Annotated in this window: 12 protein-coding genes and 1 pseudogene; 11 read left to right on the forward strand and 2 right to left on the reverse strand. The window is 72.6% G+C overall.

Going from position 1 to position 14,855, the window contains the following annotated elements:
- The 9 genes and pseudogenes from carB to IPZ69_RS34445 all read left to right on the forward strand — a co-directional run.
- Positions 1-433 (forward strand): annotated as a pseudogene (gene carB, locus IPZ69_RS34405) (carbamoyl-phosphate synthase large subunit); the annotation flags it as partial.
- Positions 434-487: 54 nt separating this feature from the next.
- Positions 488-1,603 (forward strand): quinone-dependent dihydroorotate dehydrogenase, encoded by a 1,116-nt coding sequence (locus IPZ69_RS34410; protein ID WP_235458606.1) that lies wholly within the window; start codon positions 488-490, stop codon positions 1,601-1,603.
- Entirely contained in the window at positions 1,600-2,445 is an 846-nt protein-coding gene (pyrF, locus tag IPZ69_RS34415) for an orotidine-5'-phosphate decarboxylase (RefSeq protein WP_235458607.1), read from the forward strand. Before IPZ69_RS34410 ends, pyrF begins: the two co-directional genes overlap by 4 nt.
- Positions 2,446-2,734: 289 nt before the next feature.
- On the forward strand, positions 2,735-3,058 hold the full coding sequence (locus IPZ69_RS34420) for an integration host factor (protein WP_003977346.1): 324 nt from the start codon (positions 2,735-2,737) through the stop codon (positions 3,056-3,058).
- 60 nt (positions 3,059-3,118) lie between these two features.
- Complete coding sequence (gene gmk / locus IPZ69_RS34425; protein ID WP_235458608.1) at positions 3,119-3,676, forward strand: guanylate kinase; 558 nt, start codon at positions 3,119-3,121, stop codon at positions 3,674-3,676.
- 50 nt (positions 3,677-3,726) lie between these two features.
- Positions 3,727-3,996, forward strand: coding sequence for a DNA-directed RNA polymerase subunit omega (gene rpoZ / locus IPZ69_RS34430; protein ID WP_023842852.1), 270 nt, complete (start codon positions 3,727-3,729; stop codon positions 3,994-3,996).
- Positions 3,997-4,151: 155 nt separating this feature from the next.
- Complete coding sequence (gene coaBC, locus IPZ69_RS34435) at positions 4,152-5,354, forward strand: bifunctional phosphopantothenoylcysteine decarboxylase/phosphopantothenate--cysteine ligase CoaBC (protein ID WP_235458609.1); 1,203 nt, start codon at positions 4,152-4,154, stop codon at positions 5,352-5,354.
- A gap of 239 nt (positions 5,355-5,593) precedes the next feature.
- Positions 5,594-6,802 (forward strand): methionine adenosyltransferase, encoded by a 1,209-nt coding sequence (gene metK / locus IPZ69_RS34440; RefSeq protein WP_235458610.1) that lies wholly within the window; start codon positions 5,594-5,596, stop codon positions 6,800-6,802.
- A gap of 332 nt (positions 6,803-7,134) precedes the next feature.
- Positions 7,135-9,282: a primosomal protein N' gene (locus tag IPZ69_RS34445; RefSeq protein ID WP_235458611.1), complete on the forward strand. Its 2,148-nt coding sequence runs from the start codon at positions 7,135-7,137 to the stop codon at positions 9,280-9,282.
- A 105-nt stretch (positions 9,283-9,387) separates the two neighbouring features.
- Here IPZ69_RS34445 and IPZ69_RS34450 read toward each other — a convergent pair whose 3' ends face one another.
- Positions 9,388-9,930, reverse strand: a complete 543-nt coding sequence (locus IPZ69_RS34450; protein ID WP_235458612.1) for a hypothetical protein — start codon at positions 9,928-9,930, stop codon at positions 9,388-9,390.
- 276 nt (positions 9,931-10,206) lie between these two features.
- Here IPZ69_RS34450 and fmt point away from each other — a divergent pair, with 276 nt between their 5' ends.
- Together fmt and IPZ69_RS34460 are read left to right on the forward strand one after the other, a co-directional pair.
- Complete coding sequence (gene fmt, locus IPZ69_RS34455; protein WP_235458613.1) at positions 10,207-11,139, forward strand: methionyl-tRNA formyltransferase; 933 nt, start codon at positions 10,207-10,209, stop codon at positions 11,137-11,139.
- 130 nt (positions 11,140-11,269) lie between these two features.
- Positions 11,270-12,697, forward strand: coding sequence for an RsmB/NOP family class I SAM-dependent RNA methyltransferase (locus tag IPZ69_RS34460; RefSeq protein WP_235458614.1), 1,428 nt, complete (start codon positions 11,270-11,272; stop codon positions 12,695-12,697).
- Here IPZ69_RS34460 and IPZ69_RS34465 read toward each other — a convergent pair.
- Positions 12,678-14,843: an MMPL family transporter gene (locus IPZ69_RS34465; RefSeq protein ID WP_235458615.1), complete on the reverse strand. Its 2,166-nt coding sequence runs from the start codon at positions 14,841-14,843 to the stop codon at positions 12,678-12,680. The two genes, IPZ69_RS34460 and IPZ69_RS34465, sit on opposite strands and share 20 nt — an antisense overlap.
- Between the last annotated feature and the right edge of the window lie 12 nt (positions 14,844-14,855).

Here is a 14,855-nt window from a genome sequence, read left to right on the forward strand (position 1 = left end):
GAAGGGGCGGGCGTTCATCTCGGTGGCCAACCGGGACAAGCGGTCGATGATCTTCCCGGCGCGGGAACTGGTCGCGCACGGCTTCGAGCTGCTGGCCACCTCGGGCACCGCCGAGGTCCTCAAGCGCAACGGCATCCACGCCACGATCGTGCGCAAGCAGTCCGAGGGCGTCGGCCCGAACGGGGAGCGGACCATCGTCCAGCTCATCCACGACGGCGAGGTCGACCTCATCGTCAACACGCCGTACGGCACCGGCGGCCGCCTCGACGGCTACGAGATCCGTACGGCTGCCGTGGCGCGGTCCGTGCCCTGCCTGACGACGGTGCAGGCGCTCGCCGCCGCGGTCCAGGGCATCGACGCCCTCAACCACGGCGACGTGGGAGTGCGTTCGCTCCAGGAACACGCGGAACACCTGACCGCGGCCCGCGACTAGCAGCCCTGAGGGGGACATCGGAAACGGTGTCCCCCTCTTCATGAGGACACCTACATGTACAAGCTTTTCTTCCGTCTGGTCTTCAAGCGGATGGACCCGGAGCAGGCCCACCACCTGGCCTTCCGGTGGATCCGCCTCGCCGCTCGCATCCCGGTGCTGCGGACCTTCGTCGCCGCCGCCCTCGCGCCCCGCTACAAGGAGCTGCGGACGGAGGCGTTCGGACTGCGGATGCACGGCCCCTTCGGCCTCGCCGCCGGCTTCGACAAGAACGCCGTCGCCATCGACGGGATGTCCATGCTGGGCTTCGACCACGTCGAGATCGGCACGGTGACGGGCGAGCCGCAGCCCGGCAACCCGAAGAAGCGGCTGTTCCGCCTGGTCCCGGACCGGGCGCTGATCAACCGCATGGGCTTCAACAACGACGGCTCGCTCGCCGTCGCCGCCCGCCTCGCGACCCGTGAGCCGGTCTTCCGGACCGTCGTGGGCGTCAACATCGGCAAGACCAAGGTGGTCCCGGAGGCGGATGCCGTCCGCGACTACGTGAAGTCGACCGAGCGCCTGGCGCCGTACGCCGACTACCTGGTCGTCAACGTCTCCTCCCCGAACACGCCGGGGCTGCGCAACCTGCAGGCGACCGAGGCGCTGCGCCCGCTGCTGAGCGCGGTCCGCGAGGCCGCCGACCGCGCGGTGTCCCACCGCCAGGTCCCGCTGCTGGTGAAGATCGCCCCCGACCTCGCCGACGAGGACGTCGACGCCGTCGCCGACCTGGCCGTCGAGCTCGGCCTGGACGGAATCATCGCGACCAACACCACCATCGCGCGCGACGGTCTCGGTTTGAAATCCCAACCGTCTCTGGTCAAGGAGACCGGCGGACTGTCCGGCGCCCCGCTGAAGGCGCGCTCCCTGGAGGTCCTGCGCCGCCTGTACGCGCGCGTGGGCGACCGGATCACCCTGGTGGGCGTCGGCGGCGTCGAGAACGCCGAGGACGCCTGGCAGCGGATCCTGGCGGGCGCCACGCTGGTGCAGGGCTACAGCGCCTTCATCTACGAGGGGCCCTTCTGGGGCCGCGCGATCCACAAGGGCCTCGCCGCACGGCTGCGCACGAGCCCGTACGCCACCCTCGCCGACGCGATCGGCGCCGACACCCGGAAGGCTGGAACGACCGCATGAGCGCTCTCGAACCCTTCGGCGCCCGACTCCGCCGCGCCATGGACGAACGCGGCCCGCTGTGCGTCGGCATCGACCCGCACGCGTCCCTGCTCGCCGAGTGGGGTCTGAACGACGACGTGAGCGGTCTGGAGCGGTTCAGCCGCACGGTCGTCGAGGCGATGGCCGACCGGGTCGCCGTGCTGAAGCCGCAGAGCGCCTTCTTCGAGCGTTTCGGCTCGCGCGGGGTCGCCGTGCTGGAGAAGTCCGTCGCCGAGGCGCGGGCGGCCGGTGCGCTGATCGTCATGGACGCCAAGCGTGGCGACATCGGCTCGACCATGGCCGCCTACGCCGAGGCCTTCCTGCACAAGGACGCCCCGCTGTTCTCGGACGCCCTGACCGTCTCGCCGTACCTCGGCTACGGCTCGCTGAGCCCGGCCGTCGCGCTGGCCAGGGAGAGCGGCACGGGCCTGTTCGTGCTGGCGCTGACCTCGAACCCGGAGGGCGGCGAGGTACAGCACGCCGTGCGGGCCGGCGGGCGGGACGTCGGGGCGACGATGCTGGCCCACCTGGCGGCCGAGAACGCGGGGGAGGAGCCCCTCGGGTCCTTCGGCGCGGTCGTCGGCGCCACGCTCGGTGACCTGTCGTCGTACGACCTGGACATCAACGGTCCGCTCCTTGCGCCCGGCATCGGCGCCCAGGGGGCCACCCCGGCCGATCTTCCCGGGGTCTTCGGCGCGGCCGTCCGCAATGTCGTTCCGAACGTCAGCCGGGGTGTTCTGCGTCACGGTCCCGATGTCGGCGCGCTGCGCACCGCGGCGGAGCGGTTCGCGGAGGAGATCCGGACGGCCGTGGCGGCCGCCTGAGACCTCCGATGAGTCCTCGCCGGGGCGGCTTGAGTCTGAATACATCCTCAAATCCGGGGCAATATGTCTGAAATGTCCGGCCTGACGGAGGCTGACCAGGACTTTTCCGCTGTTCTCGCTGACTCTGGCGGACTTGCCCGCTAGTCTCCGAGCAGTGGGGGCACCTCCCGCGCCCCTCAAGGCAGTGGGGGAGAACGGGCAGCGTGTTGCTCGTAGCTCCCCAGGTGTGGGGCGACTAGGTTCCTCACCGGTCCGTATCCGACAGTTCGACATCCGAGGTGACGTAGGCGTGGCTCTTCCGCCCCTTACCCCTGAACAGCGCGCAGCCGCGCTCGAAAAGGCCGCCGCGGCTCGCCGGGAGCGGGCCGAGGTCAAGAATCGACTCAAGCACTCCGGCGCCTCTCTTCACGAGGTCATCAAGCAGGGCCAGGAGAACGACGTCATCGGCAAGATGAAGGTCTCCGCCCTGCTCGAATCCCTGCCGGGCGTGGGCAAGGTCCGCGCCAAGCAGATCATGGAGCGACTCGGTATCTCCGAGAGCCGCCGCGTGCGTGGCCTCGGCTCGAACCAGATCGCCTCCCTGGAGCGCGAGTTCGGCAGCACCGGTTCCTGAGTACTGGGCAGTCCGGGACTGGCGTCCCGGGCATCCCGGGATTGCTGGAATAATCGCTGCATGAGTGAACGTCCGCGGCTGACCGTGCTCTCCGGCCCCTCCGGGGTCGGCAAGAGCACGGTCGTCGCCCATATGCGCAAGGAACACTCCGAGGTCTGGCTCTCGGTGTCGGCGACCACCCGCAAGCCCCGCCCCGGCGAGAAGCACGGTGTCCACTACTTCTTCGTCACCGACGAGGAGATGGACAAGCTGATCGCCAACGGCGAGCTGCTGGAATGGGCCGAATTCGCCGGCAACCGTTACGGCACGCCGCGTGCGGCCGTGCTGGAGCACCTGGAGGCGGGTGTGCCCGTCCTCCTGGAGATCGACCTCCAGGGCGCCCGGCAGGTCCGCGAGTCCATGGCGGAGGCCCAGCTCGTGTTCCTGGCTCCTCCCTCCTGGGAGGAGCTCGTGCGCAGGCTCACGGGGCGGGGCACCGAACCGCCCGAGGTGATCGAGCGCCGCCTGGACGCGGCCAAGATCGAGCTGGCGGCCGAGCCCGAGTTCGACGTGACCTTGGTCAACACCTCCGTCAAGGACGTGGCGCGCGAGCTGCTAGCCTTGATGGACGTTGTGTGATCGTGCCCGATCACACTGACTGACTTTTCCCATCCATCGGAAGGTAGAGCGTGTCCTCTTCCATCACCGCGCCCGAGGGCATCATCAACCCGCCGATCGACGAGCTTCTCGAGGCGACGGACTCGAAGTACAGCCTCGTGATCTACGCGGCCAAGCGGGCCCGCCAGATCAACGCGTACTACTCGCAGCTCGGCGAGGGCCTCCTCGAGTACGTCGGTCCGCTCGTCGACACCCACGTCCACGAGAAGCCGCTCTCGATCGCCCTGCGCGAGATCAACGCGGGTCTGCTGACGTCCGAGGCCATTGAGGGCCCGGCGTAGTAGTACTTTCGTACTGAGATTGACTTATCCACAGGCCCGGCAGCGCGACTGCCGGGCCTGTGGTCTGCTCGGGGGTGCGGGAGTCGTCCCCGCGCCGTGAGGCAGCATTGAGTCGGCGGCAGTGAGTCGTACGTTTCCGAGTCCGGGGAGAGACGGTGGACAAGCCGAGGGTCGTTCTGGGGGTCAGCGGCGGCATCGCCGCGTACAAGGCCTGTGAGCTGCTGCGGAGGCTGACGGAGTCCGGTCACGACGTCCGTGTGGTGCCGACCGCGTCCGCACTGCACTTCGTGGGCGCCGCCACCTGGTCCGCCCTCTCCGGCAACCCCGTCTCCACCGAGGTCTGGGACGACGTCCACGAGGTGCCGCACGTCCGCATCGGCCAGCACGCCGACCTGGTGGTCGTGGCCCCGGCGACGGCGGACATGCTCGCCAAGGCCGCCCACGGCCTCGCCGACGACCTGCTGACCAACACGCTCCTCACCGCGCGCTGCCCGGTCGTCTTCGCCCCGGCCATGCACACGGAGATGTGGGAGCACCCGGCCACCCAGGAGAACGTGGCGACGCTGCGCCGCCGTGGCGCGGTCGTCGTCGAACCGGCGGTCGGCCGGCTCACCGGCGTCGACACCGGCAAGGGCCGGCTCCCCGAGCCCGCCGAGATCTTCGAGGTCTGCCGCCGGGTGCTCGCCCGGGGCGTCACCGAGCCCGACCTCAAGGGGCGCCACGTCGTCGTCAGCGCCGGCGGCACCCGCGAGCCCCTCGACCCGGTCCGCTTCCTCGGCAACCGCTCCTCCGGCAAGCAGGGCTATGCCCTGGCCCGCACGGCCGCGGCGCGGGGCGCCCGGGTGACCCTCGTCGCGGCGAACACCGGTCTGCCGGACCCGGCGGGCGTGGACGTCGTCCAGGTCGGGACCGCCGTACAGCTGCGTGAGGCCGTGCTGAAGGCGGCCGCGGACGCCGACGCCGTGGTCATGGCCGCCGCCGTCGCCGACTTCCGCCCGGCCGCCTACGCCGCCGGCAAGATCAAGAAGAAGGACGACCAGGAGCCGGAGCCCATCGTCCTGGTCCGGAATCCGGACATTCTCGCCGAGGTCTCGGCCGACCGGGCGCACCCCGGACAGGTGATTGTCGGATTTGCAGCCGAGACGGACGACGTCCTCGCCAACGGCCGGGCGAAGCTGGCGCGCAAGGGGTGCGATCTCCTCGTGGTGAACGAGGTGGGGGAGCGCAAGACCTTCGGTTCCGAGGAGAACGAGGCGGTCGTGCTGGGCGCCGAGGGCACGGAGACGCCCGTACCGCACGGCCCGAAAGAAGCACTCGCCGAGATCGTCTGGGACCTCGTGGTACGCCGCTTCGGCTGAAGTGTTTCAGCCGTTTACCGGACGTTTCGAACATGACATTGTCGCGTGGCGGCTCTGGCCAATGCCGCTCGGCATTGGGCAGAATGCCCGTGCCGCAGGTCACAGCGCTCCCGAGAGGCGAGACGGGTGGGCCGGCGGCCGAGTGCGACCGATAAACTGTTGTCGGACGACGCCGGGCGCAGCCCCCAGTGTCGTCCGACAATGATCAGCCAGCAGCCGCTGCAACCCCAGGGAGCGTTGTGTCCCGTCGCCTGTTCACTTCGGAGTCCGTGACCGAAGGTCACCCCGACAAGATCGCTGACCAGATCAGCGACACCATTCTCGACGCGCTTCTGCGCGAGGACCCGACCTCCCGGGTCGCCGTCGAGACGCTGATCACCACCGGCCTGGTGCACGTGGCCGGCGAGGTCACGACCAAGGCCTACGCGGACATCGCCACCCTGGTCCGCAACAAGATCCTGGAGATCGGGTACGACTCCTCGAAGAAGGGCTTCGACGGCGCCTCCTGCGGCGTCTCGGTGTCGATCGGCGCGCAGTCCCCGGACATCGCGCAGGGCGTGGACACGGCGTACGAGTCCCGGGTCGAGGGCGACGAGGACGAGCTGGACCGCCAGGGCGCGGGCGACCAGGGTCTGATGTTCGGCTACGCGTCCGACGAGACGCCGACCCTGATGCCGCTGCCGATCTTCCTGGCGCACCGCCTGTCGAAGCGGCTGTCCGAGGTCCGCAAGAACGGCACCATCCCCTACCTGCGCCCCGACGGCAAGACGCAGGTCACCATCGAGTACGACGGCGACAAGGCCGTCCGCCTCGACACGGTCGTCGTCTCCTCGCAGCACGCGAGCGACATCGACCTGGAGTCGCTGCTCGCCCCCGACATCCGTGAGTTCGTCGTCGAGCCGGAGCTGAAGGCGCTCCTCGACGAGGGCATCAAGCTGGACACCGAGGGCTACCGCCTGCTGGTCAACCCGACCGGCCGCTTCGAGATCGGCGGCCCGATGGGCGACGCCGGCCTCACCGGCCGCAAGATCATCATCGACACCTACGGCGGCATGGCCCGCCACGGTGGTGGCGCCTTCTCCGGCAAGGACCCGTCCAAGGTCGACCGCTCCGCCGCGTACGCGATGCGCTGGGTCGCCAAGAACGTCGTCGCCGCGGGCCTGGCCTCCCGCTGCGAGGTCCAGGTCGCCTACGCCATCGGCAAGGCCGAGCCGGTCGGTCTCTTCGTCGAGACCTTCGGCACCCACAAGGTCGAGCCGGAGAAGATCGAGAAGGCGATCGACGAGGTCTTCGACCTGCGTCCGGCCGCCATCATCCGCGACCTCGACCTGCTCCGCCCGATCTACGCCCAGACCGCCGCGTACGGTCACTTCGGCCGTGAGCTCGACGACTTCACGTGGGAGCGCACGGACCGCGTGGACGCGCTGCGCGACGCCGTGGGTCTGTAGGTCCCGCGCGCGGCTCCGCCGGCTCTCGCCGAGGCCCGGTCTCCCTTCGGGGGGCCGGGCCTCGGCGTGTCGCGCCGACTAATCCATTGGCGGCCGAGGCGTGTCGGTTCGTACGGTGAGGTCACCGACGCCGCCCGGTGCGATGGTCGCGGATACTTCTTCCGGGTGGATCCCACGCAGGTTCGAATCCTGCCGCCGGTCGCCGAGCGACTGGTGTGGCCGAGTGGCCAAAGGCAGAAGAAAGTGCCCCAGGGCGAGCCGTGGCCGGGGTGATCTCGGGCGTGCGTCGGTCTCCGTGCCCGTTGTCAGTGGCATTTGGTAAGAATGCAAGCGTGAGCAGCGAGAACGGGCAGGGGGACGGCGGCGCGGAAGGTGCGCCGCCGGAGCAGCTCGCGCTCATCCGGGAGAGCGTGCGCACGGCCAAGGTGCCGCGCGCCAAGCCCCGGACTTGGCGGGGCGCCGCGCTCGCCAAGGAGCGGCCCGTCGCCCGGGTCCTCGTCGACAAGGGTGTGCTGCATCTCGACCGGTATTTCGACTACGCCGTTCCCGAGGAACTGGACGAACAGGCACAGCCCGGGGTGCGGGTGCGGGTGCGGTTCGGCGCCGGCCGGCACCGCGTGCGGGACGGACGCCGCGAGGGCGGGGGCCTCATCGACGGCTTCCTCGTCGAGCGGCGCGACGAGTCCGACTACTCGGGACCGCTGGCCGCGCTGGCCCAGGTGGTGTCCCCCGAGCCCGTACTGAGCGAGGAGCTGCTCGGCCTCGCCCGAGCCGTCGCCGACCGGTACGCGGGCAGCCTCGCCGACGTGCTGCAACTGGCCGTGCCGCCGCGCAACGCGCGTGCCGAACAGCGGCCGTCGCCGCCGCCCCTGCCACTGCCACCCGTGCCCGACGCCGGGTCGTGGGCCCGGTACGAGCACGGGGGCGCCTTCATCGAGTCGCTCGCCGCAGGCGGCGCGCCGCGCGCCGTGTGGAACGCGCTGCCCGGGCCCCGGTGGAGCGAGGAACTCGCGCGGGCCGTCGCCGCGACGCTCGCCTCGGGGCGCGGCGCGCTCGTCGTCGTCCCCGACGGCCGAGCGGCCGCCCGGGTCGACGCCGCGCTGACCGCGCTGCTCGGCGAGGGGCGGCACGCGCTGCTCACCGCCGACGCCGGACCCGAGAAGCGGTACCGGCAGTGGCTCGCCGTGAGCCGCGGTTCCGTACGGGCCGTCGTCGGGACGCGGGCCGCCATGTTCGCGCCCGTGCGCGACCTCGGACTCGTCGCCCTCTGGGACGACGGGGACGACAGCCACAGCGAGCAGCACGCCCCGCAGCCGCATGCCCGGGACGTCCTGCTGCTGCGCGCCGCCCTGGACAAGTGTGCCTTCCTGCTGGGGAGTTGGAGCTGCACCGTGGAGGCGGCGCAGCTCGTGGAGAGCGGCTGGGCGCGGCCCCTGGTGGCGGGCCGGGAGCAGGTGCGACGCACCGCGCCGCTCGTCCGGACCGTGGGCGACGGCGACCTCGCACGCGACGAGGCCGCGCGGGCCGCCCGGCTGCCCTCGCTCGCCTGGCAGGCGGTCCGGGACGGCCTGCGGCACGGGCCGGTCCTCGTCCAGGTGCCCCGGCGGGGGTACGCGCCACGCCTGGCCTGCGCCCAGTGCCGGGCACCCGCGCGCTGCCGGCACTGCTCCGGGCCCTTGGCGGCGCAGGACGCCGGGGAGCTGCGGTGCGGCTGGTGCGGGCGCGAGGAGGGCGCCTGGCACTGTCAGGAGTGCGGTGGCTTCCGGCTGCGGGCGCAGATCGTCGGAGCCCGGCGGACCGCCGAGGAACTGGGCCGGGCCTTTCCCGCCGTACCGGTACGGACCTCCGGGCGCGAGCACGTCCTGGACACCGTGCCCGGGACGCCCGCGCTGGTCGTGAGCACACCGGGGGCCGAGCCGGTCGCCGAGGGCGGCTACGCGGCCGCGCTGCTCCTGGACGGCTGGGCCATGCTGGGCCGCCCCGACCTGCGGGCCGGCGAGGACGCGCTGCGCCGGTGGATCGGGGCGGCGGCGCTCGTACGGCCGCAGGAGGAGCACGGGACCGTGGTCGTCGTCGCGGAGCCGACGCTGCGGCCGGTGCAGGCGCTGGTGCGCTGGGACCCCGTCGGGCATGCCGTGCGGGAGCTGGCGGAGCGGGCCGAGCTGGGTTTTCCGCCGGTGTCGCGGATGGCGTCCGTGGGGGGGCCGCCCGAGGCCGTGGCGGAGTTCCTGGGGGCCGTCGAACTGCCGCCGGACGCCGAGGTGTTGGGGCCCGTGCCGGTGCCGGCCACCCTCCCCGGGCGGCCGCGGCGGACCGGGGCGCCGCCACCCGGGGAGTCCTGGGACCGCGCGCTCGTACGGGTACCACCCGGCAGCGGCGCCGCGCTCGCGTCCGCGCTGAAGTCGGCGCAGGCCGCGCGGATGGCGCGGGGGAGCGGAGAGGCGGTGCGCGTGCGGATCGATCCGCCGGACATCGGGTGACGGTGGGGTTCGGGCCCCGCACGCGGCCTCAGCCGCGGTCCTGCGCGCCGCCGCACATGCGGTTGCCCTCCTGGGCGCTGGCCAGGAGGGCAGAGTGAGGGGGTGTCAGCCGTTGCGCGGGCCGGGGAACGCCGTCGTCCTGGCCTCGTCGCGGAGCGTCGGGCTGCCGGCGGTGGGCTGGGTCGGCATGGAGCGGGCCGCCGGGACCGTCGGCACCGCGGGCATTCCGGTGTTCACGCTGAGCGTGCGGGTGCCCGACGGCTCGGTCGCGCGCTCGGCCTCGGCGGCCGCCTGGGCCGCGGCGCGGCGGGCGCCGTAACGGCGGTGCACCGCCTGCTTGGTGACCCCGAGCGCGGAGCCCACCGCGTCCCACGAGAAGCCGAGCGAGCGGTCGAAGTCCACGGCGGCCGTGACCAGGGTCTCGACGCTGTCCCGGAGTTCCTGGGCGAGACGCACTGTCGGGGCGGGGGCACGTCCGTAGACGACGAAGCCCGTGGACGGGCCGGAGCGGCGCGGGCGGTAGACGTTGCCCAACTGGGCGGTGAGCGTGCGCAAGGCGTCCACCTGGCGGCGGACCCGCTCGATGTCCCGCACCAGCAAGTGCAGGCTGGCCCGGGCCTGGGCGTCGTGGGTTGCGTGGTCGGCCATGAACAAGCCTCTCGAACCGGCGTTGAAAGGAATTGGGCCGCCGAATGCGGCCCTTTGTGGTCAACTCTTTCTTGACCAACGCGTTTGCGCTCCGCTGGTCACGGTGTGGGGGCGTACGGGCATATGCGTACGCCGTCCTCTCACCCACGCACCACCCGTACCGTTCGCCCGAGTGAGCGGCTTCGCGTGCGCGCGGTCGGCGGTTCGCTCCCGACGCGGTGGTCATAGACTGGTGAGCTGCCCGTCCGACCCCGCCCGAGAGGCCCCAACCCACCCATGAAGCTTGTCTTCGCCGGTACCCCCGAGGTCGCCGTTCCCGCTCTGGACGCTCTCATCGCCTCCGGCCGGCACGAGGTGGCCGCCGTCGTCACGCGGCCCGACGCACCGGCCGGGCGTGGGCGCAGGCTGGTCGCGTCTCCCGTGGCCGAGCGGGCGGAGGAGGCCGGGATCGAGGTGCTCAAGCCCCTCAAGCCGAGGGACCCCGAGTTCCTGGAGCGCCTCAAGGAGATCGCCCCGGACTGCTGCCCCGTCGTCGCCTACGGCGCCCTGCTGCCCAAGGTCGCCCTCGACATCCCCGCCCACGGCTGGGTCAACCTGCACTTCTCGTTGCTGCCCGCCTGGCGCGGCGCCGCGCCCGTGCAGCACTCCCTCATGGCGGGGGACGAGATCACGGGTGCCGCCACCTTCCTCATCGAGGAGGGGCTGGACTCCGGGCCGGTGTACGGGACGGTGACCGAGGAGATCCGGCCCACCGACACCAGCGGCGATCTGCTCACCCGGCTCGCCTTCGCGGGCGCCGGTCTGCTCGCCGCGACCATGGACGGCATCCAGGACGGCACGCTGAAGGCCGTACCGCAGCCGACCGAGGGCATCTCCCTCGCGCCGAAGATCACCGTCGAGGACGCCCAGGTCGACTGGGCCACGCCCGCGCTGCGCGTGGACCGGGTGGTGCGCGGCTGCACCCCCGCCCCCGGCGCCTGGACCACCTTCCGCGGCGAGCGGCTCAAGCTCATCCACGTCACGCCGGTGCCGGAGCGGACGGACCTCGCCCCCGGGCAGCTCGTCGTCGGCAAGCACAGCGTCCACGTGGGCACCGGTTCGTACGCCGTGGAACTGCTGTGGGTGCAGGCCCAGGGCAAGAAGCCGATGAAGGCGGCCGACTGGGCGCGCGGCGTGCGCATCGGCGGGGACGAGAGGCTCGGCGGCTGAGGCTCCTCGGGGCGTGCCCGGACCGCACTGCGCCCGGGTGAGGGCGGAGCCGTATCCCGCCGGGGTTCGGTCACGGTCTGGCGACGTACGCTGGGATTCGCACCCCTCCCATATCCGGAGCACCTTTTTCGTGAGTGAGCAGTCCCGGCGGCCGCGCAGGCCCGCCAAGCCCTACCGTCGTCCGCAGAAGGACCCCGTCCGCATCCTCGCCTTCGAGGCGCTGCGTGCCGTGGACGAGCGGGACGCGTACGCCAACCTCGTCCTGCCGCCGCTGCTGCGCAGGGCGCGGGAGAAGGAGGGCCCCGAGAAGTTCGACGCCCGGGACGCCGCCCTCGCCACCGAGCTGGTGTACGGGACGCTGCGCCGCCAGGGGACGTACGACGCCGTCATCGCCGCCTGTGTCGACCGCCCGCTGCGGGAGGTCGACCCGCCGGTGCTCGACGTGATCAGCCTCGGCGCGCACCAGCTGCTCGGCACGCGCATCCCGACGCACGCCGCCGTGTCCGCCTCCGTGGAGCTCGCCCGGGTGGTCCTCGGCGACGGCCGCGCCAAGTTCGTCAACGCCGTGCTGCGGAAGGTCGCGCAGCACGATCTCGACGGCTGGCTGGAGCAGGTGGCGCCGCCCTACGACGAGGACCCCGAGGACCACCTCGCCGTCGTGCACTCGCACCCCCGCTGGGTCGTCTCCGCGCTGTGGGATTCCCTCGGCGGTGGGCGGGCCGGCATCGAGGACCTGCTCGAAGCGGACAACGAGCGGCCGGAGGTCACCCTCGTCGCCCGGCCGGGGCGGTCCACGACCGACGAGCTGCTGCGCGAGGACGCCGCCGTGCCGGGGCGCTGGTCGCCGTACGCCGTGCGGCTCACCGAGGGCGGGGAGCCCGGTGCCGTCGAGGCCGTGCGGGACGGCCGGGCCGGGGTGCAGGACGAGGGCAGCCAGCTGGTCGCGCTCGCGCTCGCGTCCGCGCCCCTGGAGGGGCCCGACGAGAAGTGGCTCGACGGATGCGCCGGCCCGGGCGGCAAGGCCGCGCTGCTGGGCGCCCTCGCCGCCGAGCGCGGGGCCTTCCTGCTCGCCTCCGAGAAGCAGCCGCACCGGGCCGGTCTGGTGGCCAAGGCGCTGGCCGGCAACCCGGGGCCGTACCAGGTCATCGCCGCCGACGGCACCCGCCCGCCGTGGCGGCCCGGCACCTTCGACCGGGTGCTGATGGACGTGCCCTGCACCGGGCTCGGCGCCCTGCGCAGGCGGCCGGAGGCCAGGTGGCGCCGCCGCCCCGAGGACCTGGAGAACTTCGCGCCGCTCCAGCGCGCCCTGCTGCGCGGCGCCCTCGACGCCGTGCGGGTCGGCGGTGTCGTCGGCTACGCCACCTGCTCGCCGCACCTCGCGGAGACCCGGGCCGTCGTCGAGGACGTGCTCAAGCAGCACCCGGGCGCCGAACTCCTCGACGCCCGGCCGCTGTTGCCCGGCGTACCGGCCCTCGGTGAGGGGCCCGACGTACAGCTGTGGCCGCATCTGCACGGGACCGACGCGATGTACCTGGCGCTCATCCGGCGGACCGGCTGACCGTCGGGCCGGAGGGCGCCGCGGCCCCGCCGTGGTCGGTGCCGTCCCGGCGGGCCAGGCGGTTGGGCCACCACACCGTCCTTCCCACGTCGAGGAAGAGCGAGGTGACCAGCACCGAGCGGACGACGAAGGTGTCCAGCAGGACGCCGAGGGCGACCGCGAAGCCGATCTCCGCGAAGCCGACCATGGGGAGCGTGCCGAGGGCCGCGAAGGTGCCCGCCAGGACCAGGCCCGCGGAGGTGATCACCGCGCCGGTCGCGGCCAGGGCGGTCACCACTGAGGCGCCGGTGCCCTCCCGGGCGGCCTCCTCGCGCACGCGCGTGGTCAGGAAGATGTTGTAGTCGATGCCGAGGGCCACCAGGAAGACGAAGACGAACAGCGGGAAGGCCACGTCCTCGCCCGCGTAGTCGAACAGGTGCCGGAAGGCGAGGGTGCTCAGGCCGAGCGCGCAGGCCAGGGACAGCATTACGGTCCCGATCAGCAGCAGCGGTGCCACCAGGGCGCGCAGCAGGAGGCCCAGCACCAGCAGCACGACGGCCAGGACCAGCGGGATCACCAGGTAGTTGTCGTGCGCCTGGGCGTCCTCCATGTCCAGCAGCGCCGCCGTGCCGCCGCCGACCCGCGCGTCGGCGTCCGGCACGGCGTGCACCGCGGCGCGGACCCGCCGCACGGTCGCCTTCGCGGCGGCGCTGTCGGCCGGATCGCGCATCGTCGCCTCGAACAGCACCCTGCCCCGGTACTCGGGCGCGGTCCCGGCCGGGACCCCGATGCCGGTCGGGACGACGCCCCGGTCCGCGGCGACCACCCGGCCCACCTGTGCGCCGTGGGCCCGGTCGGCGACGATCACCAGGGGGTCGCCGGTGCCCGCCGGGAAGTAGCGCGCGGACACCTCCTGGCCGACGATCGAGTCCGGCCTGCCGGTGAACGCGTCGGCGTTGGCGATGCCGTCGGCCCGCAGCTGGAACAGGCCGAGGGACAGCACCGCGAGCCCCCCCGCCGTGACGCTCCAGACCAGGCGGGGACGGCGGGCGATGCGCCGGCCCAGCCGGGCCCACACCCCGCGCTCGGTCGGGTCCGCCGACCCGAAGTGCGGGATCGCCGGCCAGAAGATCCACCGGCCGAAGACCAGCAGTAGCGCCGGGAAGAGGGTCAGCATGACCCCGAGCGCGACGGTGACGCCGATCGCCGCCACCGGGCCGAGGCCGCGCGTCGAGTTCATCTCCGCGACGAGCAGCACCAGCATGCTCAGGACGACGGTCGCGCCCGAGGCGAGGACCGCGGGTCCCGCCCGGTGCAGGGCCAGCGCCATCGCCTCGTGCCGGTCCTCGTGCCGGCGCAGCTCCTCCCGGTAGCGGGCGACCAGCAGCAGGGCGTAGTCCGTGCCCGCGCCGAAGACCAGCACCGTCAGGATGCCGGCGCTCTGGCCGTTGACGGTCAGGCCTGCGTGCCGGGCCAGCAGGTAGATCAGCGCCTGCGCGGTGAACAGGGCCACGACCACGCCGAACAGCGGGACGAACAGCAGGGTGGGGCTGCGATAGGTGAGCAGCAGCATGACGACCACGACCGCCATCGCGGAGAACAGCAGCGTGGAGTCGATGCCCTCGAAGGCCTTGGAGAAGTCGGCCGAGGTGCCGCCTGGTCCGGTGATGTGCACGGCGAGGCCGTGGCCGCCCTCGCCCACCTCGGCGCGGACGGAGTCGACCGCGGGCCCGATCTGCTGCCAGCCCGCGGCGTCCATGGTGACCGGCACGAGGATCTGGGCGGCCCGCGGCGCGGTCGGCCGGTCGAAGACGGGCCCACGGATCTCCGCGCCGCGGATGCCGTGGTCGCGCAGGGACGACAGCCGCCGGACGTCCTCGGCGATCTGCCGCCGGTCCGCCTCCGTGAGGCCACGCGCGCGTGCGTAGACGACGACCGCGGGGATCTGCTCGGGGCGGAACTTCTCGGAGAGGTTCAGGACCTGGGTGGACTCGGCGGTGCCGGGCAGCCAGGACTGGGCGTCGTTGTCCTGCGCGTCGTTCAGTTTCGTCCCGAACGGCGTCGCGATCACCAGCACGACCAGCCACAGGAGCACGACCAGCCACTTCGAACGGCGCCCGCACACGAGCCGGATCGCGGTGCGTTTCCCTGTGTCGAGCTGCCTCATGACGACCCCCCT

The organism is Streptomyces olivochromogenes, from assembly GCF_021538895.1.
GTDB classification, from domain to species: Bacteria; Actinomycetota; Actinomycetes; order Streptomycetales; family Streptomycetaceae; genus Streptomyces; species Streptomyces olivochromogenes_A.

Coding starts and splice junctions, on each gene's coding strand:
- IPZ69_RS34410 (WP_235458606.1), top strand. CDS start 488: ATGTACAAGCTTTTCTTCCGTCTGGTCTTCAAGCGGATGGACCCGGAG.
- IPZ69_RS34465 (WP_235458615.1), bottom strand. CDS start 14,843: ATGAGGCAGCTCGACACAGGGAAACGCACCGCGATCCGGCTCGTGTGC.
- IPZ69_RS34450 (WP_235458612.1), bottom strand. CDS start 9,930: ATGGCCGACCACGCAACCCACGACGCCCAGGCCCGGGCCAGCCTGCAC.
- gmk (WP_235458608.1), top strand. CDS start 3,119: ATGAGTGAACGTCCGCGGCTGACCGTGCTCTCCGGCCCCTCCGGGGTC.
- fmt (WP_235458613.1), top strand. CDS start 10,207: ATGAAGCTTGTCTTCGCCGGTACCCCCGAGGTCGCCGTTCCCGCTCTG.
- pyrF (WP_235458607.1), top strand. CDS start 1,600: ATGAGCGCTCTCGAACCCTTCGGCGCCCGACTCCGCCGCGCCATGGAC.